Source organism: Clavibacter capsici, from assembly GCF_001280205.1.
GTDB classification, from domain to species: Bacteria; Actinomycetota; Actinomycetes; order Actinomycetales; family Microbacteriaceae; genus Clavibacter; species Clavibacter capsici.
On the sequence record NZ_CP012573.1, the window covers coordinates 2,662,654 to 2,682,715 of the forward strand.

Consider the following 20,062-nt stretch of genomic DNA (forward strand, 5'->3'; position numbering starts at 1 on the left):
GAGTCTAGGCGCGGGGGCGGGCGCGGAGCCGTCGGACGCGGACGGTGCGCGGCTCCTCGGGGGCGGCGTCGGGATCCGCGGCGTCGTCCTCCTGGGCCGGATCCGCGTCGCCCGCGCCCGTGGGCCGCGCGATCGCGAGGTCCCACCACTCCTCCGCGACGCCGTCGAGCTTGCCCTGGCCCCACTCGACCACCACGACGGAGCGCGCGAAGTCGACGTCGAGATCGTCGAGCTCGCGGGCGTCGGCCAGGCGGTAGGCGTCGACGTGCACGAGCGGCGGGCCGTCGACGAGGCTCGGGTGGGTGCGCGCGAGCACGAAGGTGGGGCTCGTGACGGGGCCGCGGACGCCGAGGCCCTCGCCGAGCCCGCGCGTGAAGGTGGTCTTGCCCGCGCCGAGCGGGCCGGAGAGGACGACGAGGTCGCCCGCGCCGAGCTCTCGCGCGAAGGCGCGGCCGAGCTCCTCCATGTCGTCCGTGGTCGCGACGGGGACGAGCTCGTCGGAGAGGACCTCGTCGGCGGGCGTGGCGGCCGCGTCGTCGTGCTCGTGCAGGTGGATCCGGTCCACCCGGGGCCCCACGCGCGTGACGATCTCGTCGCCGATGGTCTCGGCCCAGCCCGCCCACTCCTCGGCGGTGGGCTCGCCCCGGTCGCCCGGGCCGAGGACCACGGCGGTGTCGCCGACCTCGACGGGCAGGTCGCCGACGTCGAGCACGAGCTGGTCCATCGCGATGCGGCCGGCGACCGGGAAGCGGCGGCCGTTCAGCAGCACGGAGGCGCGGGGGCCGGCGATGCGCGGGATCCCGTCGGCGTACCCCAGCGGCACGAGCGCGAGCGTGGAGGGGCCGGCGGTGCGGTGGTCGAGGCCGTACGAGACGCCGTGCCCCGCCTCGACGCGCTTGACGGAGACGACGTCGGCCTCGAGCGTCATCGCGGGGACGAGGCCGAGGTCGCGGCCCGAGCGGTCGTCGAACGGCGAGATGCCGTAGACGGCGATGCCGAACCGCACCATGTCGAAGCGGGCGGCGGGCAGGCGGATCCCGGCGGAGCTCGCCGCCAGGTGCTTCTCGACGGGGCGCGCGCCGAGCTCCTCGGCCACGCGGACGGCCTCGTGGAAGCGGGCGAGCGCGGCGTCGTCGTCCTCGGGCGACGCGTCGGCGAGGTGCGACCAGAGCGCATGCAGGGCCAGCTCGCCCGCCGCGTCGGCGGCGACGGCCGCGCGCACGAGGTCCGGCCAGAGCTCGGGGGTCGCGCCGTTGCGGCTGAGCCCGGTGTCGGCCTTGAGGTGCACGCGCGCGCGGATCCCCGTGGCGCGTCCCGCGGCGGCGATCCGCTCCAGCTCCCACAGCGCCGAGACGCCGAGGTCGATGCCCTCCTCGACCGCGACCCGGAAGTCGGTATCGACCCCGTGCAGCCACGCGAGGAGGCGCGCGTCGATCCCCGCGCGACGGAGCTCGACCGCGGACGCGACGTCGAGCACGGCGAGGCTCTCGGCGCCGGCCTCGAGGGCGGCGCGCGCGACCTGGAGCGCGCCGTGGCCGTACGCGTCGGCCTTCACGGCGACCATCGTGCGGGCGGGGGCGGCGAGCGCCGCGAGCGTGCGGACGTTGTGGCGGATCGCGTCGAGGTCGATCACGGCGCGGCGGCCGGGGGCGACGGGAGCGGGCGTGGGCGTCTCGGGCTCGGGTCCGGTCATGGGAGGTGCCTCCGGGTGACGCGGCCGGCGATGCGCGCGACGATCTCGTAGCCGATGGTGCCGGTCGCCTCGGCCCACTCCTCCACCGAGGGGGCGCCGGTCGCGGGATCCCCGAACAGCACGGCGTCGTCGCCCACGGCGACCGGGGTCCCGTCGACGACCCCGTCGCCCACGTCGACCACGAACTGGTCCATGGCGATCCGGCCGCTCACCCGGAAGCGCGCGCCGTGGATCGCGACGGGCGCGCGGTTGCTCGCGAGCCGGGGCACGCCGTCGGCGAAGCCGAGCGAGACGAGCGCGAGGGTCGTGGCGGCGGCGGTGCGGTACGTGTAGCCGTAGGAGACGCCGGTGTCGGCGGGCACCCGCTTGACGGCGACGACGCTGCCGACGAGGGTCATGGCGGGCACGAGGCCGAGGTCGGCGGAGGTGACGCCGTCGAGCGGGGAGATGCCGTAGATCCCGATGCCGAGGCGCACCATGTCGAGGCGGGCGTCCGGCACGCGCAGCGCGCCGGCGGTGGCGGCGAGGTGGCGGATCCCGGGCTCGAGCCCCGCGGCCCGCACCACGTCGACCGCGGCGTGGAACGCGCGCACCTGCGCCCGGTCCTCCTCCTCGCCCGCGTTCGCGAGGTGGCTGAAGACGCCGCCCAGGCGGATCGCGCCCTCGGCGACGAGCTGCGCGGCCTCGGCGACGACGCCCGGCCACTCGGCCCGCGTCACGCCGTTGCGCCCGAGGCCGGTGTCGACCTTGAGGTGGACCTCGGCGGGCCGGCCGACGCGACGGGCGGCGTCCGCGGCCTCCCGCACCTGGCGGAGGCTGTTGAGCCCCAGGTCGACGCGGTGCGCGATCGCGGAGGCGAAGTCGGCGCCCGGCGCGTGCATCCAGGTGAGGATCGGCGCGTCGATGCCCGCCGCCCGCAGCGCGAGCGCCTCGCGGATGTCGACGACGCCGAGCCGGTCGGCGCCGCCGTCGAGCGCCGCGCGCGCGGACGCGACGGCGCCGTGCCCGTACCCGTCGGCCTTCACCACGGCCATCACGAGCGGAGCGCCCGTCGTGGCGCGCAGGGTGCGGACGTTCGCCGCGATCGCGTCGGTGTCGACGCGGGCCTCGCGGCGGAGCGCGGCCGGGAGCTGGACGGTCGCCTCGTCGGTCATGCGCCCTCCCCCTCGGTCACCACGAACGCGGTCGCGAGGCCGGCGTCGTGGCTCATGCTCAGGTGGATCCGCGTCACGCCCCGCGCCGACGCGACCTGCGCCACGGCGCCGCGCACCACGAGCGACGGGTCGCCGTGCTCGTCGCGCACGACCTCCATGTCCTGCCAGCTGATGCCGCCGGGACCGCCGAGCGCCTTGATCAGCGCCTCCTTCGCCGCGAAGCGGGCTGCCAGCGAGCGCGTCGGCAGGGGCCGCTCCGCGGGCGCGAACAGGCGCGGCACGAGGCCCGGAGTGCGCTCGGCGCTCCGGGCGAAGCGCGCCACGTCGACCACGTCGACGCCGATGCCCCTGATCACGCGCGGCCGGTCACTCGACCGTGACGGACTTCGCGAGGTTGCGCGGCTGGTCGACGTCGAGGCCCTTGGCCGCCGCGAGCTCCATGGCGAAGATCTGCAGCGGCGTGACGGCGAGCAGCGGCTCGAACAGCGGCGCGGCGAGCGGGATCGGGATGACCTCGTCCGCGTGCGGCAGCACGAACGCGTCGCCCTGCTCGGCGATCGCGATGACGCGGGCACCGCGCGCGCGGATCTCCTCGATGTTGGAGATGACCTTCTTGTGCAGCGCGAGCTGGTGCGTGGGGCTCGGCACGATGACGAAGACGGGCTGGCCCGGCTCGATCAGCGCGATGGGGCCGTGCTTGAGCTCGCCGGCCGCGAAGCCCTCGGCGTGGATGTAGGCGAGCTCCTTGAGCTTCAGCGCGCCCTCGAGCGCGACCGGGAAGCCCACGTTGCGGCCGAGGAAGAGCACCGCGCGGGTGTCCGCCATCCACTTCGCGAGCTGGCTGATCTTCTCGCCCTGCTCCACGACGGCGGCGAGCTTCTCCGGGACGGCGAGCAGCTCCTCGGTGTTCGCGACGATCTCGTCGGCCGACAGCGTGCCGCGGATGCGCGCGAGGTGCAGCCCGAAGAGGTACAGCGCCGCGACCTGCGCGACGAACGCCTTGGTGGACGCGACCGCGACCTCGGGACCCGCGTGCGTGTAGACGACGGCCTCCGACTCGCGCGGGATGGTGGCGCCCTGGGTGTTGCAGATGGAGAGCACGCGCGCCCCGGCCTCGCGGGCGTAGCGGACGGCGAGCAGCGTGTCCATGGTCTCGCCGGACTGGCTGATGGAGATGACGAGGGTCGTCGCGTCGAGCACGGGGTCGCGGTAGCGGAACTCGTGCGCGAGCTCGACCTCGACGGGGACGCGCGCCCACTTCTCGAGGGCGTACTTGCCGAGGATGCCCGAGTAGGCGGCCGTGCCGCAGGCGACGATGACGATGCGCGAGATGTCCGCGAGGTCGACCTCGCCGATCGCGTCGAGGTCGGGGAGCACGACGACGCCGTCGACGATGCGGCCGCGGAGCGTGTTCGCCACGGCGTCCGGGCCCTCGCTGATCTCCTTCGCCATGAAGCTCGACCAGCCGCCCTTCTCGGACGCGGAGGCGTCCCAGGCGATCTCGAACTCGTGCGTCTCCACGGGCGCGCCGTGGAAGTCGGTGACGGTGACGGAGTCGGGGCGGATGGCGACCATCTGGTCCTGGCCGATGGCGACCGCGCGGCGCGTGAACTCCACGAACGCGGCGACGTCGGATCCGAGGAAGTTCTCGCCCTCGCCCAGCCCGATGACGAGCGGGGAGTTGCGGCGCGCGCCGACCACGAGGCCGGGCTGGTCGCGGTGCACGGCGAGGAGCGTGAACGCGCCCTCGAGCCGGCTCACCGTGTTGCGGAACGCCTGCTCGAGGTCGTGCGTGATGCCGTACTCGCGGCCGAGCAGCTGGGCCGCGACCTCGGTGTCGGTGTCGCTGTGGAACTCGTAGCCGTCCGCGAGGAGGTCGTCCTTGAGCTCCGCGAAGTTCTCGATGATGCCGTTGTGGATGAGGGCGAGCTTGCCGTCGTCGCCGAGGTGAGGGTGGGCGTTCCGGTCGGTGGGGCCGCCGTGCGTGGCCCAGCGGGTGTGGCCGATGCCGGTGGATCCGTTCGGCAGCGGCGAGGCCTCGAGGTCCTCCAGCAGACGGTCGAGCTTGCCGGCGCGCTTGCGGACGCCGAGGGTGCCGTCGGCGTCGAGCACCGCGACGCCCGCGGAGTCGTAGCCCCGGTACTCGAGCCTCCGCAGCCCCCCGAGGAGCACCTCGAGGCTCTTGGACTCACCGACGTATCCCACGATTCCGCACATGGGGCACGAGTTTACCTTCGGGCGTCGAGGAACCCCGCCGCGGACCGCGCGCCGGGCGCGCCCCCGCCGCCCGGTCGCCCCTGCGGCCCCGCCGTAGGATGAGGGGCCATGCCAGACACCGCGACGGGATCCCCGACGAGCCACGGCCACGTCTCCCCGTTCGTCGAGATCGCCCGGGCCGACTGGGCCGCCCTCGCCCCCGCCACGCACCTCCCGCTGCGGGAGACCGAGCTGGTGCAGCTGCGCGGCATCGGCGACCGGCTCGACATGCGCGAGGTCGAGGACGTCTACCTCCCGCTCAGCCGGCTGCTCAACCTCTACGTCACGGGCACGAAGAAGCTGCACCGCGACACGAGCGCGTTCCTCGGCGAGCGCGCCAAGAGCACGCCGTTCATCATCGGCGTGGCGGGATCCGTGGCCGTCGGCAAGTCGACCGTCGCGCGCCTGCTCCGCGAGATGCTCGCGCGCTGGGAGGACACGCCGCGGGTCGAGCTCGTGACCACCGACGGCTTCCTGCACCCGAACGCCGAGCTCGCGCGCCGGGGCCTCATGGAGCGGAAGGGGTTCCCCGAGTCGTACGACCGGCGGGCGCTGCTGCGGTTCGTCACGCAGGTGAAGAGCGGCGTGCCCGAGGTGCGGGCGCCCTTCTACTCGCACCTCGCGTACGACATCGTGCCGGGCGCGGAGGTCGTCGTGCGCCAGCCGGACGTGCTCATCATCGAGGGCCTCAACGTCCTCCAGCCGGCCGCGTCCGGCGCGAAGCTCGCCGTGAGCGACCTCTTCGACTTCTCGATCTACGTCGACGCCCGCACGCACGACATCGCGCAGTGGTACGAGGAGCGGTTCCTCAGCCTCCAGCGCGGCGCGTTCAGCAACCCGCGCTCGTACTTCCACCGGTACGCCGAGCTCAGCCCGGCCGAGGCCGTGGCGCGGGCGCGCGGGATCTGGTCCACCATCAACGAGCCGAACCTCGAGCAGAACATCCGGCCGACCCGCTCGCGCGCGACGCTCGTGCTGCGCAAGGACGCGGACCACTCGGTCGCGAACGTCCTGCTGCGCAAGCTCTGACGGCGCGGGAGGCGTGGGCTAGATCGCGAGGCGCTCGGTGACGAGCGCGGCGAGCTCCTGCGCGTGGCGCTCGGCGGTCGCCTGGTCGGCGGCCTCCACCATCACGCGGATCATGGGCTCGGTGCCCGACGCGCGCAGGAGGATGCGGCCGGTGTCGCCGAGCTCGGCCTCCGCTCGTGCGACGGCGGCGTTGACCTCGGCGTCGTCACCGACGCGCTCGCGGTCGACGCCGCGGACGTTGATCATCACCTGCGGGTAGACGGTCATGACCGAGGCGAGCTCGTGCAGGCTCTTGCCCGTCGCCGCCATCTCCCCGAGCAGCTGGATCCCCGTGAGGATGCCGTCGCCGGTCGTCGCGTGCTCCGCGATGACGAGGTGGCCGGACTGCTCGCCGCCGAGGGAGTACCCGCCCTCGTTCATGGCCTCGAGCACGTAGCGGTCGCCGACGCGCGTCTGCAGCACGGTGATGTCGTTCTCGGCCATGGCGATGCGGAGGCCGAGGTTGCTCATGACGGTGGCCACGAGCGTGCGCTCCGCCAGCAGGCCGCGGCGGGCCATGGAGAGCGCGAGGACCGCCATGATCTGGTCGCCGTCGATGACGGCGCCCGTGTGGTCGACCGCGAGGCAACGGTCGGCGTCGCCGTCGTGGGCGATGCCGACGTCCGCGCCGTGGGCGAGCACGGCCTCGGCGAGCAGGTCGAGGTGCGTGGAGCCGACGCGGTCGTTGATGTTCATGCCGTCGGGATCGTTGCCGATCACCGTGACGGTGGCGCCCGCGTCCGTGAAGACCTCGGGGCTGATGCCGGCGGCGGCGCCGTGCGCGCAGTCGAGGACCACGTGGATCCCGTCGAGCCGGTGCTGCAGCGTGCCGAGCAGGTGGAGGACGTAGCGGTCCTCGGCGTCGGCGAAGCGGCGGATGCGGCCGACGTCGGCTCCCGTGGGGAGCAGGACGGGCTGCGAGAGCTGCGCCTCGATGCGGTCCTCGAGCTCGTCGGCGAGCTTCCGTCCGCCGGCGGCGAAGAACTTGATCCCGTTGTCGGGAGCGGGGTTGTGCGACGCGGAGATCATGACGCCGAAGTCGGCGTCGAAATCCGCGATGAGGTACGCCGTGGCCGGCGTCGGGATGACCCCGGCGTCGAACACGTCGACGCCGGAGCTCGCGAGGCCGGCGGCCACGGCCGCCGCGATGAACTCGCCGGACACCCGGGGGTCCCGGGCGACGACCGCGACGGGTCGTCGCCCGGAGTCCCGGGCGTCCTGGCCGAGCACGTGCGCGGCGGCCTGGGCCAGGCGCAGGGCGAGGTCCGCGGTGATGGTCTCGCCGTTGGCGAGTCCGCGGACGCCGTCCGTGCCGAAGAGCCGGGGCATGGCTGCCGGTGTGCCCGAGCGCCTTAGCGCTTCGAGAACTGGGGCGCCTTGCGGGCCTTCTTGAGTCCGGCCTTCTTGCGCTCCTTGACGCGCGCGTCGCGGCTGAGGAAGCCGTTCTTCTTCAGCGTGGCGCGGTTGTTCTCCTCGTCGATCTCGTTGAGGGCGCGGGCGATGCCGAGGCGCAGCGCGCCGGCCTGGCCGGAGGGGCCACCGCCGGAGATGCGCGCGACGACGTCGTAGCTGCCGAGGAGGTCGAGGACCTTGAACGGGTCGTTGACGAGCTGCTGGTGCAGCTTGTTGGGGAAGTAGTCCGCGAACTCACGGCCGTTGACCGTGATCGAGCCGGAGCCGGGGACGAGGCGCACGCGGGCGATGGCCTGCTTGCGTCGTCCGACGGCGCCGCCGGACACGTTGAGGACCGCGCGGGGGGCCTTGGGGGCCTCCTCGTTCGGGGTCTCGGTCGAGAAGCTCTCGGGAGCCACGTCGAGGGAGTCTGAGATCTGAGCCACTGGGTTCGATTCCTTCTGAGGTCTTTGGTCGTCGCTGTCGGCAGCCGGAGCTACTGAGCGACCTGGCCGAGGGTGTACGGGGTGGGCTGCTGAGCAGCGTGGGGGTGCTCGGGGCCCGCGTAGACCTTGAGCTTCTTCAGCTGCGCCGCACCCAGCGAGTTCTTCGGCAGCATGCCGCGGATGGCCTTCTCGACCGCGCGCGTGGGGTGCTTCTCGAGCATCTCGACGTAGGTCATCGAGGAGAGGCCGCCCGGGTAGCCGGAGTGGCGGTAGGCCAGCTTCTTCTCGAGCTTCTGGCCCGTGAGCGCCACCTTGTCGGCGTTGACGATGATCACGAAGTCGCCCATGTCCATGTGCTGGGCGAAGGTGGCCTTGTGCTTGCCGCGCAGGAGCGCGGCGGCGTGGCTGGCGAGACGGCCGAGGACGATGTCCGTGGCGTCGATGACGACCCAGTCGTGCTGGACCTCACTGGCCTTGGGGGAATAGGTGCGCGTCATTGATCTGACTGCCTTCTTTTCGAGGTGAGATGGTCGTGGATCCCGCTCCGTGGGCGTTCTGACGAGAACGCATCCGGTGGAGGGCTCAACCTTGTACGTCGCCGCACGCAGGCGTGCAGACAACCGGTTCAGAGTACGCGATCGGAGCGGATCAGGCAATCCCGGGCGTGTCGGCCAGCCGTGCGAGGTCGCGGGCGGCCTGCTCGGCGCCGTCGACGACCGGATCCACCTCGTGCGCGCCCCGCCGGTTCCGGGTGATCGCGTTGCGGGCCTCGAGCTCCTCGTCCGCCGGGTAGCCGACCCTCTCGAGCACGAGCCCGCGTGCCGGCATGACGCTGAACTCGCTGGTGCGCTCGCGGATCTCGAGCAGCTCCCGCAGGCGGGCGACGGTCGCCCGGCCGGACGCCGCCGCGACGCACGCGCCGACGAGCGCGCGCACCATGCTGTGGCAGAAGGCGTCCGCCCGCACGACCGCCTCGAGCGCGCCGTCCGCCGCGCGCGTCCACGTCAGCTCCTGCAGCGTGCGGATGGTCGACGCGCCCTCGCGCGGCTTGCAGTACGCGGCGAAGTCGTGGAGCCCCAGGAGCGCGTCGGCGGCCTCCTGCAGCCGGGCGTCATCGAGCTCGACCGGCACCTCGACCGTGCGGTGCCGCTGCAGGGGGTCGCGCGGGCCGGCGGCGTCGGCGATCCGGTAGCGGTAGGCCCGCCAGGTCGCGGAGAACCTCGCGTCGAAGCCCGCGGGCGCGGGGGCGCACGCGAGCACCACCACGTCGGAGCGCGCGCCGAGCACGCCGTTCAGGCGCCGGGCGAGCGCGGGCGCGGCGCGCTCCACGGACGGGACGTGCGGCCCTCCCCCGCGGCGTCCGTCGCGGCACGGCCGCGCGGCGGTCGGTCGAGGGAGGCCACCTGCTCGTCGGTCAGGTCGAGATGGGCCACCTGGCCGGTGGCGTGCACCCCCGCGTCGGTGCGGCCGGCGACGACCAGCGCCGGCGCGGGCGGCGTGCGCGCGAGGAGCTGCGCGAGCGCGTCCTCGAGCACGCCCTGCACCGTGCGGAGGCCGGGCTGCTTCGCCCAGCCGGCGAACCCGGTGCCGTCGTAAGCCACGTCGAGGCGGACGCGCGCGCCGCCGTCCCCGGTCATCGGTCGGCGGATCCCCGCGGCCGGGTCGTGCCGACCTCGCGCTCGTACACGGCCGAGCGGCTGGCCTGCGTGAAGCCGACGTGCTCGTACAGGTCGAGCGCGCCGGTGGGGCTGTCGAGGTCGACGTCGAGCACCGCGCGCTGCAGTCCCTCGGCGCGGAAGCCCTGGAAGGCGGCCGACAGCAGCGCCTGGGCCAGGCGGCGGCCGCGGAACTCGCGCCGCACGCCGACGAGGCCGATGTAGGCCGACGTGTAGCCGGCGGCCTCCCAGTGGTCCGGGGAGACCTCCGCCAGGGCGAAGCCGGCGACGACCGCGTCCTCGCCGTCGCCCGTCACCGCGATGACCGACAGGTCGTCGCGGGAGGTCGGCAGCGAGAGGAAGGCCTCCCAGCGCTCGGCGCTGATGGGCTCGGATCCCCAGTGGTCGCGGAACACCTCGTTCTTGGCCTGGCGCACGCGCTCCCACCACTCGCGCGCGACCGGGATCAGCCGGAGGCCCTCGGGCGACGGGACCTCGGGGATCTCGGCGGCGAGGTCGCGGTGCATCTCGACGAAGTAGCGGCCGACGCGGAGCCCGCGGGACGCGAACAGCGCCGCGGCGCCCGCGTCGTCCGCCTGCGCCTCGGTGGAGAGGCGCGTCGGCACGGATCCGTCGATGTGGGGCGCGGGCTGGGCCACCGCGAGCTTCTGCGTCGCGCGCGCGATCTGCCAGTCGAGCAGGCGTCCGCCGACGCCGGTGCGGCGGAGGTCGGGGCGGACGGCGCCGGAGATGTCCGCGCGCACGACGGTCTCGTCGTCGGGCTTCACGAGGGCGTGGCCCTCCGCGGCGAGGCGGCCGTCGGCGTCCACGGCGACGATGCCGTCCCGGGCGACGTCCACGTACGAGAACCCGAGCGCCATGGCGATCTCGTCGCGGGAGGCGCGGTGCTCGGGGTGGTCGGCGTCGGCCACGGCGCTCTGCAGGTCCGCGAGCGCGTCGACGTCGTCGAGCGACATGGCCCGCCACGTGATGCCGTCGGGGCCCTCGGGGAGCGGGATCGGGGCGGTGGAGGAGGCGTCGTCCGGCATGGTCGTGCTGCTGTCGGTCATCCCTCCAGGGTAGCGGGGCGGCCGCGGTGCCTCCCGGGCGGGCCGCCGCACGCACGAGAGCCCCCGACACGCAGGGCGACGGGGGCTCTCGGGTGGTGCGGGTGCTACTTGTCGGACTTCTCCGCGGCGTCGGCCTCGACCTCGGCGGCGGCCTCGTCGGTCGTCTCCGCGGGGGTCGCGTCGGTGTGCTCGACGGCGTCGGTCTCCTCGACGGGGACCTCGGTCGCCTCGTCCTCGGCGGGCGCCTCGGCGACCGGAGCAGCGGCGGCCGGGGCCGTCGTGGTCGCGGTGCGCGAGGAGCGGACCTTCGGGGTCACGGGCTCGAGCACGAGCTCGATCTGCACCATGGGGGCGTTGTCGCCCTTGCGGAAGCCGAGCTTCGTGATGCGGGTGTAGCCGCCGTCGCGCTCGGCGACGAGGGGCGCGATCTCCGTGAAGAGCTCGTGGACGACGCTCTTCGAGGGGATGACGCCCATGACGCGGCGACGGGCGTGCAGGTCGCCGCGCTTGGCGAACGTCACGAGGCGCTCGGCGACGGGACGCAGGCGCTTGGCCTTCGTCTCGGTCGTCTTGATGGACTTGTGCTCGAACAGGCTCTGGGCGAGGTTCGCGAGCATGAGGCGCTCGTGCGCCGGGCCGCCTCCGAGGCGGGGACCCTTGGTGGGCTTGGGCATTGTCTATGTCTCCGTAATGGTCGAAAGGAAGTCGGGCCGGGGCCGGACGATCAGTTGGTGGTGGTCTCGTCCTCGTCGTAGCTGTAGTAGTGCGCGCCGTCGAAGCCGGGGACGGCGTCCTTCAGCGACAGACCCAGCTCGACCAGCTTGTCCTTGACCTCATCCACGGACTTCTGGCCGAAGTTGCGGATGTTCATGAGCTGCGTCTCCGAGAGGGCGACGAGCTCGCTGACGTTGTTGATGCCCTCGCGCTTGAGGCAGTTGTACGACCGGACCGAGAGGTCGAGGTCCTCGATGGGCATCGACAGCTCGGAGCTGAGGACGGCGTCGACCGGCGCGGGGCCGATCTCGATGCCCTCGGCCGCGGTGTTGAGCTCGCGCGCCAGGCCGAAGAGCTCGGTCAGCGTGCGGCCGGCCGACGCGATGGCGTCGCGGGGCGTGATGGCCGACTTGGTCTCGACGTCGACCACGAGGCGGTCGAAGTCGGTGCGCTCGCCGGCACGGGTGGCCTCGACGCGGTAGGTGACCTTGAGCACGGGCGAGTAGATCGAGTCGACCGGGATCTGGCCGGCCTCGCTGAACTCGCTGCGGTTCTGGGTCGCCGAGACGTAGCCGCGGCCGCGCTCGATCGTGAGCTCCAGCTCGAACTTCGCCTTCTCGTTGAGCGTGGCGATGACGAGCTCGGGGTTGTGGATCTCGACGCCCGCGGGAGCGGAGATGTCGGCGGCCGTGACCTGGCCCGCACCCTGCTTGCGCAGGTACGCGGTGATCGGCTCGTCGTGCTCGCTGGAGACGACGAGGCCCTTGATGTTGAGGATGATCTCGGTCACGTCCTCCTTCACGCCGGGGACGGTGCTGAACTCGTGCAGCACGCCGTCGATGCGGATGCTGGTGACGGCCGCGCCGGGGATGGACGAGAGGAGCGTGCGGCGGAGCGAGTTGCCGAGCGTGTAGCCGAAGCCGGGCTCCAGCGGCTCGATGACGAACCGCGAGCGGAACTCCGAGATCTGCTCCTCGGTGAGGGTGGGGCGCTGCGCAATGAGCACTGTGTTGTTTCCTTTCGGCGAGGCGACCGATATATGACGCCTGCGATGCCCCCCGGGTGGCGGCCCGGGCGGGTAGAGATTTGGTCGATCGGACACACGGCGGATCGGCCGACGCCGTCCCCTCCTGACGGAGCGGGACGGCAGCGGCCGATCAGCGCGAGCTAGACGCGGCGGCGCTTGGGCGGGCGGCAGCCGTTGTGCGCCTGCGGGGTGACGTCGTTGATCGAGCCCACCTCGAGGCCGGCGGCCTGGAGCGAGCGGATCGCGGTCTCACGGCCGGAGCCGGGTCCCTTGACGAACACGTCGACCTTCTTCATGCCGTGCTCCTGCGCCTGGCGGGCGGCCGACTCGGCGGCGAGCTGCGCGGCGAACGGCGTCGACTTGCGCGAGCCGTTGTAGCCGACGACGCCCGAGGACGCCCAGCTGATGACGGCGCCGGTCGGGTCCGTGATCGAGACGATGGTGTTGTTGAAGGTGCTCTTGATGTGGGCCTGGCCCACGGCGATGTTCTTCTTGTCCTTGCGGCGCGGCTTGCGAACGGCCGACTTGGGTGCTGCCATGGAATTCTCCTGTGTCTACGGGTGGCGAGGGCGCTGGCCGACGGCCTAGCGCGCCTTCTTCTTGCCGGCTACGGTGCGCTTCGGGCCCTTGCGGGTGCGAGCGTTGGTCTTCGTGCGCTGCCCGTGGACAGGGAGGCCGCGGCGGTGGCGGATGCCCTCGTAGCTGCCGATCTCGACCTTGCGGCGGATGTCGGCGGCCACCTCGCGGCGGAGGTCGCCCTCCACCTTGAAGTTCCCGTCGATGTAGTCGCGCAGGGCGATGAGCTGGTCGTCGCTCAGGTCCTTGACGCGGATGTTCTTGTCGATGCCGGTGTCCGCGAGGGTCTTGACGCTCGAGGTGCGGCCGACGCCGTAGATGTACGTGAGTGCGATCTCGACGCGCTTGTCGCGCGGGAGGTCGACGCCTGCTAGACGTGCCATTGAGGCTTCTCCTGGTGATGAGTGGAGGTCTGCAGCAGCGCCTGTGCATCGGCCTCCGACCGATGGTGTCCCCCGGACCCTCGCGGGTCCCGGCTTCCGGCGTTGCTGTCGTGCTGAGAGGGGTGGTGCTGGTGGTGCTGTGCGGTGGTGCTGACTAGCCCTGGCGCTGCTTGTGGCGCGGGTTCTCGCAGATGACCATCACGTTTCCGCTGCGCCGGATGACCTTGCACTTCTCGCAGATCGGCTTGACGCTCGGGTTGACCTTCATGACGCTTCCTTATGTGTTCTTCGCTGGCCTCGTACCCCGCGGCTGCGGGGCCGTTCCTTGTGCAGCAGGCCTACTTGTAGCGGTAGACGATCCGGCCGCGCGTGAGGTCGTACGGGCTCAGCTCCACGATCACGCGGTCCTCGGGGAGGATGCGGATGTAGTGCTGACGCATCTTGCCCGAGATGTGGGCGAGGACCTTGTGCCCGTTGCTCAGCTCAACGCGGAACATCGCGTTCGGCAGAGCTTCGACAACTCCGCCTTCGATCTCGATGACGCCGTCTTTCTTGGCCATATACTCACTGTCGCTAGAGGTGGTGTCTGCTGGTCGTGCGGATGCGCATCAGGTGGAGCGCGCATGGTGCGGACGGCACGCCGGGAGGCGGCCGCGCACCAAGGGTCGAGAGTACGGCATCCCCGGGCGTGTCGCAATTCTCCCCGCGTGTCGCGGCGGGATCCGCGGATCCTGCGCTAGCGGAGCGCACGACGGGCCGGGCGGTCGCCCGCCCGGCCCGTGCGCGACGCGCGTCCCGGCTACTCGGCGCGGTGGCGCGGCGCGCTGCGGCGGTCGGCCTGGGCCGCGTCGACCACGGCGACGAGGTCGGCGGTCAGCGGGTGCTGGTCGTCGAGCCCCGTGACGCGGCGGACGAGGTCCGCCGGGGTGTCCGTCTGCAGGAGCTCCTGCAGCTCGAGCGCCTGCGGGTCGCCCGCGGGGTCGAAGCGGAGCGCCTGGCCCATGGCGCGCACGAGGGCGTCGTGCGGCAGGCCGCGCTCGGCGAGCTGCGACGCAGGACCCACGAAGCGCTCCTCGCGGGAGAGCTTGCGCAGCGGCTGGCGTCCGACGCGCTCGACGGTGTCGGCGAGGGCCGCGTTGGCGAATCGCGCGAGGTTCTTCTCGCGGTACGCCGCCTGCTCGGCCTCGTCGAGCCCGTGCTTCGCGACGAGCAGCGCACTCGTCTCCTCGAGCACCTGGCGCACCTCGTCGGCGACCTCGGGGATCGCCATGGCGTCCGACTGGCTGACGGCGCCGCGCGCGTAGCCGTGGTACGCCACGGTCGCGTGCCCGGTGTTCACCGTGAAGAGCTTCCGCTCGATGTAGGGCGCGAGGTCGTCCACGAACGTGGCACCGGGGATCGCGGGCACGGCATCGCCGAAGGGCCCGCGCTCCACGACCCACTCCGAGAAGTCCTCGACGGTCACGTCGAGGCCCGCGGCGGGATCCTGGTTCGGCACGATGCGGTCGACGGCCGTGTTGGCGAAGACCGCCCGGTCGAGCGCGTCGGCCTCGTCGCCGAGCGCCGTCCGGATCTCGGCGCGCAGGGTGTCGGTCGCGTTGATCGCGTTCTCGCACGCCATGACCGCGACGGGTCCGAGGTCGGCGGAGCGCGCGCGGAGGCCCGCGGCGATAGCCGGGGCGACGAAGCGGAGGATGTTCGGGCCCACGGCCGTGGTCACGACGTCGGCGGTCGCGATCTCGCGGATGAGCGCCTCGCCGTCGGCCGCGCTGTCGATCGCGCGGAAGCCCGTGACGGTCCAGTCGCGCGCCTGCGGCCCGACCTCGGTGACGCGGTAGGACTCGGCGGCGTCGAGGCGCCCGATGAGCTCGGCGTTGACGTCGGCGAACACGACCTCGTAGCCGGCCTCGTGCAGGATCAGCCCGACGAAGCCGCGGCCGATGTTGCCGGCGCCGAAGTGGACGGCCTTCACGCCTCGTTCACCTCGGCCAGGAGGGCGTAGAGCGCCTCGGCGTCGGGGGCGTCGAGGAGCTTCCGCACCTCGTCGTCGTCGCTGAAGATGATGGCGATCTTGCTGAGGATGTCGAGGTGCCCGTTGTCCTTGCCGGCGATGCCGACGACGAAGCGGACCTCGTTGCCCGCCCAGTCGATGGGGGCGTCGTAGCGGACGAACGAGAGGGCGGAGTCGAGGATCGTGTCCTTGCCCTCGTTGGTGCCGTGCGGGATGGCGAGCAGGTTGCCCATGTAGGTCGAGACGCTCTTCTCGCGCTCGAGCATGTAGCCCTGGTACTCGGGGGTGACGGCGCCCGCGGCGACGAGGATGCCCGCCGCCTCGGCGATGGCCTCCTCGACGGAGGACGCGGTGCCGCCGACGCGGATCTGGGCGGGTTCGAGGACGTTCGACATGGTGCTCCTGACGTGGTTCTGCCTGATGCGAGGCTACCGGGGCCCGGTCGGTGACGACCGGGCCCCGGGTCTCGCGCGTGCGGTGGTGCGGGTCCGCCTGCGCGGACCGGGATCAGCTGTCCGAGCGCTGCTTCCGGACCAGCTCCACGATCTCGTCGTAGCGCGGCGAGTTCATGAAGTTGTCGACCGAGACGTGCTCGCTCGAGGGGCTCTTCTGGCGGGCCCGGTCGGTGAGCTCGCGCTGCGTGATCACGAGGTCGGCCGTGCCGTCGAGGGCCGCGATGGCCTTGTTGACGACCGTGACGTCGGTGAGCCCGGCCTTCTTCATCTTGTTGCGGAGGACCGAGGCCCCCATGGCGGACGAGCCCATGCCGGCGTCGCAGGCGAAGACGATGTCCTGGATGCGGGTGGCCGTGGCCGTGCCGCCGTCGGTGCCCGTGGCGGTGCCGGCCTGGCCGTCGGCGAGGCCGCCGACCGTGCCCGCGGTGCCGGTCTCGGCGCCGAGGCCCGAGAGGATCGAGGACTCCTTGCCCTTGTTGGCCTGCGTCGCGGCGACCGCGGCGCCGAAGTCGCCGGAGCCCTTCTTGCCGGTGCGGAGGATGACCGCGGCGACGACGAAGGTGACGGCCGCGGAGATGATGACCGAGAGGATCACGCCGAGGAAGCTGTTGCGCTCCGTCTGGCCGAGCACGGCGATGATGCTGCCGGGCGAGGCCGGGCCGCGGAGGCCCGAGCCGAAGGCGACGTTGGTCGCGACGCCCGAGGCGCCACCCGCGATGACCGCGAGGAACAGGAGCGGCTTCGAGAGCACGTACGGGAAGTAGATCTCGTGGATGCCGCCGACGAACTGGATGAGGATCGCGCCGGGAGCGGTGGAGCGCGCCGCGCCCGCGCCGAAGATCGCGAAGGCGAGGAGCACGCCGAGGCCGGGGCCGGGGTTCGCCTCGAGCAGGAACAGGATGCTCTTGCCGTTCTCCAGCGCCTCGGTGGTGCCGAGCGGGGTGAGGATGCCCTGGTTGATGGCGTTGTTGAGGAACAGGACCTTGGCGGGCTCGATCACGATGCTCGTGATCGGCAGCAGGTTGTTGTTCACCAGGAAGGCGACGCCCTCGCCGAGGCGGGCCGTGATCCAGCTGATGACGGGCGTGAGGAGGAAGTACGCGCCGATCGCGAAGATCGCGCCGAGGATGCCGGCGGAGAAGTTGTTGACGAGCATCTCGAAGCCGGGGCGGATCCGGTCGATCCAGAGGCGCTCGATGACCTTCAGCAGGTAGGCCGCGAGCGGGCCCGTGATCATGGCGCCGAGGAACATCGGGCTGCCGCCGTCGAAGTACGGGTCGCCGACCGTGCCGACGATGACGCCCATGGTCGCGATGCTCGCGACCACGCCGCCGCGCGCGTCGTAGACCATGCGGCCTCCGGTGTTCGCGATGAGCAGCGGGAGGAGGAAGTACAGCACGGGCGCGACGAGGCCGGCGAGCTCCTCGTTGGGCAGGTAGCCGTCCGGGATGAACAGGGCGGTGAGGAGGCCCCAGGCGATGAACGCCGCGATGTTCGGCATGATCATGCCGCTGAGGAACGTGCCGAACTTCTGCACGCCGGTGCGCACGGACTGCCCCGTGCTGCGGGTGGGTGACGTCGTCGTCATGGGGGTGGTGCTCCTGTTCGTGGTGGTGGCGGGCCTGCTGCGGCCCGCCTGCTGCGGTGAGGTGGGATGTGGTGCGGTGCGGTGCGGTGCGGGGAGAGGGCGGTGCGGGTCAGACGGTGGCGGGCGCCGACGCCGCGGTGACCGCGGCGCGCGCCTCGACGGCGCTGTCGGCGGCGAGGGCGACGGCGGCCAGGGCCTCCGCCTCCTCGCGCGAGTGCAGGGTGAGCTCGGCGCGCACGTCGGCGAGGGCCGCCGGCGACATCGAGAGGCTGGTCGCGCCGAGGCCGACGAGCACGACGGCGAGCAGCGGGTCGGCCGCCGCCTCGCCGCAGATCCCGACGGGCTTGCCGAGCGCGCGTCCCGCGGCGCCGACCTCCTGCACGAGGCGGAGGACGGCGGGGTGCCACGGGTCCTGGAACGCGGCCACGGATCCCAGCAGCCGGTCGGCCGCGAGCGTGTACTGCGTGAGGTCGTTGGTGCCGATGCTCGCGAAGTCGGCGACGCTGAGGATCCGGTCGGCGAGGAGCGCGGAGGACGGGACCTCCACCATCACGCCGACGGTCCTGAGGCCCAGCTCGCGGCCGAGGGCGGAGAAGTAGCGCGCCTCCTCGACGGTCGAGACCATGGGCGCCATGACCCACAGGTCGGCGTCGGTGGCGGCGTCGGCCTGCGCGAGCGCGGTGAGCTGGTCGCGGAGGATCTGCTCGTTGGCCCGGAGCGCGCGGAGGCCGCGGAGCCCGAGGGCCGGGTTCTCCTCGTCGGCGTCGTTGAGGAAGGCGAGCGGCTTGTCCGCGCCGGCGTCGAGCGCGCGGACGACGACCTTCTGGCCGGGGAACGCCCGGAGCAGGCGCGTGTAGTGCTCCTGCTGCTCGGCGACGGTCGGCGCGCTGGTGGCGTCGAGGAAGAGGAACTCGGTGCGGAAGAGGCCGACGCCCTCGGCGCCCTTGGCGACCGCGTCGTCGGCGCCGTCGGCGGATCCGAGGTTGGCGAGCAGCGGGATCGCGGTGCCGTCGGAGAGCGCGCCGGGGCCGGTGGGCACGGCCACGCTGTTGCGGCGGGTCTCGATCTCGGCGCGGGCGGCCTGCTCCTCGGCCTCGCTGGGGGCGACGGTGACGACGCCCGTGAGCGCGTCGACCACGACGGTCTCGCCGTCGGCGAGGTCCTTCGCCTCCGCGGCGCCGACGACCGCGACGATCGCCTTCTCGCGGGCGAGGATCGCCGTGTGCGAGGTCGGGCCGCCGTCGGTCGTGATGAGCGCGAGGACCTTGTCGAGGTCGAGCAGCGCGGTGTCGGCGGGCGCGAGGTCGCGCGCGACGAGCACGAACGCGTGGTCGGGATCCGGCACGCCGGGGGCGGCGACGCCCTGCAGGTGCGCGACGACGCGCTGCGAGACGTCGTCGAGGTCGGTGGCGCGCTCGCCCATGTAGCCGCCCATGCTGAGGAGCAGGTCGCGGAAGCCGGCGAAGGCCTCGTGCACGGCGCGCTCGGCGGTGCGACCGGTCGCGAGGCGCGCGGTGATGTCGTCGACGAGGGTCGGGTCCTCGGCCATGAAGGCCTGCGCCTCGAGCACGTCCTTGGCGGCGCCGCCGGCCTTCTCGCCGCGGATGCGGATGTCGGCGGCGACGGCGGCGAGCGACGCGCTCACGCGGATGCGCTCCTCGTCGGCGGTCAGGGTGCTCGCGGTGTCGGCGGGCTCGGGCAGCGGGTCGGGCATGCGGACGACGGGGCCGACCGCGGATCCGCGGCCGATGCCGATGCCGTTCAGGGCGCGGGAGCTCATGCGGCGTCCAGGTCGGACTCGAGGAGCGTGGCGAGGTCGGTGACGACCTGCTCGGCGTTCTCGCCCTCGGCGGAGACGACGACCTCGTCGCCCGTGTCGACGCCCAGCGAGATCACGCCGAGGATGCTCGCCGCGTTGACGCTGCGGTCGCCCTTGGCGAGCTGCACGGGGATCCCGGCCTTCGCGGCGGCCTGCGTGAACAGCGAGGCGGGGCGGGCGTGAAGCCCGTGCGACGAGGCGATGGTGACGGTGCGTTCTGCCATGGTGGCTCCTTCGGTCGGCCCCGTCGTCGGGGCCCTGGTGGGCGGTGCCCGGGTGGGCGGTGCCCGGGTGGGCGGTCGTCGTGCGGTGCTGCGGGTCGTGCGGCGTCGGCGCGGGCGCCGGAGGTCAGGCGGTGGGCGGGGATCCCCCGACGGCGCGGGCGTGGAGGCCGGGCGCGAGGCGGAGCGATCGGGCGCCCTGGCGCATGGCGGCGACGGCCCGGTCGAGCGCGGCGCGCGCGCCCTCGGGTCGCGAGGCGTCGGCGTCGAGGAGGACGGCGGTCGCGCCCTCGTCGGCGGCGGCCTGGCGCACGGCGTCGAGGCGGTCGGCGAGGTGGGCGCCGAGGAGGACGACGTCCATGCCGGCGGCATCGAGGCGCACCTGGGCCAGGGATCCCGCGACGGCCTCGATCTCGAGCCCGTCGGCCTCGGCGAGCGCGCGGAGGCGCTGGGCGAGGAAGGTGCTGGATGCGCCGGAGCCGCAGACGACGAGGATCCTCCCGGTCATGCTGTGCCTCCTCGCGTCGTCGCTGG

General features: G+C 73.0%; 23 protein-coding genes. 1 reads left to right on the plus strand and 22 read right to left on the minus strand.

The features are described 5' to 3' along the window. Positions 1-4 precede the first annotated feature (4 nt). From alr (AES38_RS12405) to glmS, 4 genes are read right to left on the minus strand one after another with little or no spacing between them, the layout of a single operon-like run. Complete coding sequence (gene alr / locus AES38_RS12405) at positions 5-1,693, minus strand: alanine racemase (RefSeq protein ID WP_053775239.1); 1,689 nt, start codon at positions 1,691-1,693, stop codon at positions 5-7. Next, the gene (gene alr, locus AES38_RS12410; RefSeq protein WP_053775240.1) at positions 1,690-2,847 is read right to left on the minus strand and encodes an alanine racemase; all 1,158 of its coding nucleotides are present in this window, start codon (positions 2,845-2,847) and stop codon (positions 1,690-1,692) included. The genes alr (AES38_RS12405) and alr (AES38_RS12410) overlap by 4 nt, the downstream gene beginning before the upstream one ends. Then, entirely contained in the window at positions 2,844-3,203 is a 360-nt protein-coding gene (locus tag AES38_RS12415; RefSeq protein ID WP_053775241.1) for a holo-ACP synthase, read from the minus strand. The genes alr (AES38_RS12410) and AES38_RS12415 overlap by 4 nt, the downstream gene beginning before the upstream one ends. 10 nt (positions 3,204-3,213) lie before the next feature. Continuing rightward, positions 3,214-5,064 (minus strand): glutamine--fructose-6-phosphate transaminase (isomerizing), encoded by a 1,851-nt coding sequence (gene glmS, locus AES38_RS12420; protein WP_053775242.1) that lies wholly within the window; start codon positions 5,062-5,064, stop codon positions 3,214-3,216. Positions 5,065-5,172: 108 nt separating this feature from the next. On the opposite strand from glmS, the gene coaA reads away from it, so the two are divergent. Next, positions 5,173-6,132, plus strand: coding sequence for a type I pantothenate kinase (gene coaA / locus AES38_RS12425; protein WP_053775243.1), 960 nt, complete (start codon positions 5,173-5,175; stop codon positions 6,130-6,132). An 18-nt stretch (positions 6,133-6,150) separates the two neighbouring features. On the opposite strand, the gene glmM is transcribed toward coaA, so the two are convergent. The 18 genes from glmM to AES38_RS12510 form a co-directional block, all read right to left on the minus strand. Then, positions 6,151-7,500: a phosphoglucosamine mutase gene (gene glmM / locus AES38_RS12430; RefSeq protein WP_053775244.1), complete on the minus strand. Its 1,350-nt coding sequence runs from the start codon at positions 7,498-7,500 to the stop codon at positions 6,151-6,153. Between the two features lie 23 nt (positions 7,501-7,523). Next, on the minus strand, positions 7,524-8,009 hold the full coding sequence (gene rpsI, locus AES38_RS12435; RefSeq protein WP_043668864.1) for a 30S ribosomal protein S9: 486 nt from the start codon (positions 8,007-8,009) through the stop codon (positions 7,524-7,526). A 50-nt stretch (positions 8,010-8,059) separates the two neighbouring features. Beyond that, the gene (gene rplM / locus AES38_RS12440; RefSeq protein ID WP_043668861.1) at positions 8,060-8,506 is read right to left on the minus strand and encodes a 50S ribosomal protein L13; all 447 of its coding nucleotides are present in this window, start codon (positions 8,504-8,506) and stop codon (positions 8,060-8,062) included. Between the two features lie 151 nt (positions 8,507-8,657). Further along, a complete protein-coding gene (locus tag AES38_RS12445; RefSeq protein ID WP_371259382.1) occupies positions 8,658-9,338 on the minus strand; it encodes a tRNA pseudouridine synthase A in 681 nt (226 codons plus the stop codon). After that, positions 9,302-9,646: a tRNA pseudouridine synthase A gene (locus AES38_RS16555; RefSeq protein ID WP_371259383.1), complete on the minus strand. Its 345-nt coding sequence runs from the start codon at positions 9,644-9,646 to the stop codon at positions 9,302-9,304. Before AES38_RS16555 ends, AES38_RS12445 begins: the two co-directional genes overlap by 37 nt. Further along, positions 9,643-10,734, minus strand: a complete 1,092-nt coding sequence (locus AES38_RS12450) for a GNAT family N-acetyltransferase (RefSeq protein ID WP_244629175.1) — start codon at positions 10,732-10,734, stop codon at positions 9,643-9,645. The genes AES38_RS16555 and AES38_RS12450 overlap by 4 nt, the downstream gene beginning before the upstream one ends. A gap of 104 nt (positions 10,735-10,838) precedes the next feature. Next, complete coding sequence (gene rplQ / locus AES38_RS12455; protein WP_053775245.1) at positions 10,839-11,408, minus strand: 50S ribosomal protein L17; 570 nt, start codon at positions 11,406-11,408, stop codon at positions 10,839-10,841. 50 nt (positions 11,409-11,458) lie between these two features. Further along, positions 11,459-12,454, minus strand: a complete 996-nt coding sequence (locus AES38_RS12460; RefSeq protein ID WP_043668849.1) for a DNA-directed RNA polymerase subunit alpha — start codon at positions 12,452-12,454, stop codon at positions 11,459-11,461. Between the two features lie 161 nt (positions 12,455-12,615). Further along, entirely contained in the window at positions 12,616-13,014 is a 399-nt protein-coding gene (gene rpsK, locus AES38_RS12465) for a 30S ribosomal protein S11 (RefSeq protein ID WP_012039274.1), read from the minus strand. A gap of 45 nt (positions 13,015-13,059) precedes the next feature. Then, entirely contained in the window at positions 13,060-13,434 is a 375-nt protein-coding gene (gene rpsM / locus AES38_RS12470) for a 30S ribosomal protein S13 (RefSeq protein WP_053775246.1), read from the minus strand. 154 nt (positions 13,435-13,588) lie between these two features. Then, positions 13,589-13,702, minus strand: a complete 114-nt coding sequence (rpmJ, locus tag AES38_RS12475; RefSeq protein ID WP_043668846.1) for a 50S ribosomal protein L36 — start codon at positions 13,700-13,702, stop codon at positions 13,589-13,591. Between the two features lie 70 nt (positions 13,703-13,772). Continuing rightward, positions 13,773-13,994, minus strand: a complete 222-nt coding sequence (gene infA, locus AES38_RS12480; RefSeq protein WP_012039277.1) for a translation initiation factor IF-1 — start codon at positions 13,992-13,994, stop codon at positions 13,773-13,775. Between the two features lie 239 nt (positions 13,995-14,233). Further along, positions 14,234-15,406: a mannitol-1-phosphate 5-dehydrogenase gene (locus tag AES38_RS12485; protein ID WP_053775247.1), complete on the minus strand. Its 1,173-nt coding sequence runs from the start codon at positions 15,404-15,406 to the stop codon at positions 14,234-14,236. Beyond that, positions 15,403-15,840: a PTS mannitol transporter subunit IIA gene (locus AES38_RS12490; RefSeq protein ID WP_053775248.1), complete on the minus strand. Its 438-nt coding sequence runs from the start codon at positions 15,838-15,840 to the stop codon at positions 15,403-15,405. The genes AES38_RS12485 and AES38_RS12490 overlap by 4 nt, the downstream gene beginning before the upstream one ends. A 112-nt stretch (positions 15,841-15,952) precedes the next feature. Next, on the minus strand, positions 15,953-17,488 hold the full coding sequence (locus tag AES38_RS12495) for a PTS mannitol transporter subunit IIBC (RefSeq protein ID WP_053775249.1): 1,536 nt from the start codon (positions 17,486-17,488) through the stop codon (positions 15,953-15,955). Between the two features lie 109 nt (positions 17,489-17,597). Beyond that, positions 17,598-19,268: a phosphoenolpyruvate--protein phosphotransferase gene (gene ptsP / locus AES38_RS12500; RefSeq protein WP_053775250.1), complete on the minus strand. Its 1,671-nt coding sequence runs from the start codon at positions 19,266-19,268 to the stop codon at positions 17,598-17,600. Next, complete coding sequence (locus AES38_RS12505; RefSeq protein WP_012039282.1) at positions 19,265-19,531, minus strand: HPr family phosphocarrier protein; 267 nt, start codon at positions 19,529-19,531, stop codon at positions 19,265-19,267. The genes ptsP and AES38_RS12505 overlap by 4 nt, the downstream gene beginning before the upstream one ends. A gap of 124 nt (positions 19,532-19,655) precedes the next feature. Further along, the gene (locus AES38_RS12510) at positions 19,656-20,036 is read right to left on the minus strand and encodes a PTS sugar transporter subunit IIB (protein ID WP_053775251.1); all 381 of its coding nucleotides are present in this window, start codon (positions 20,034-20,036) and stop codon (positions 19,656-19,658) included. Positions 20,037-20,062: the final 26 nt, after the last annotated feature.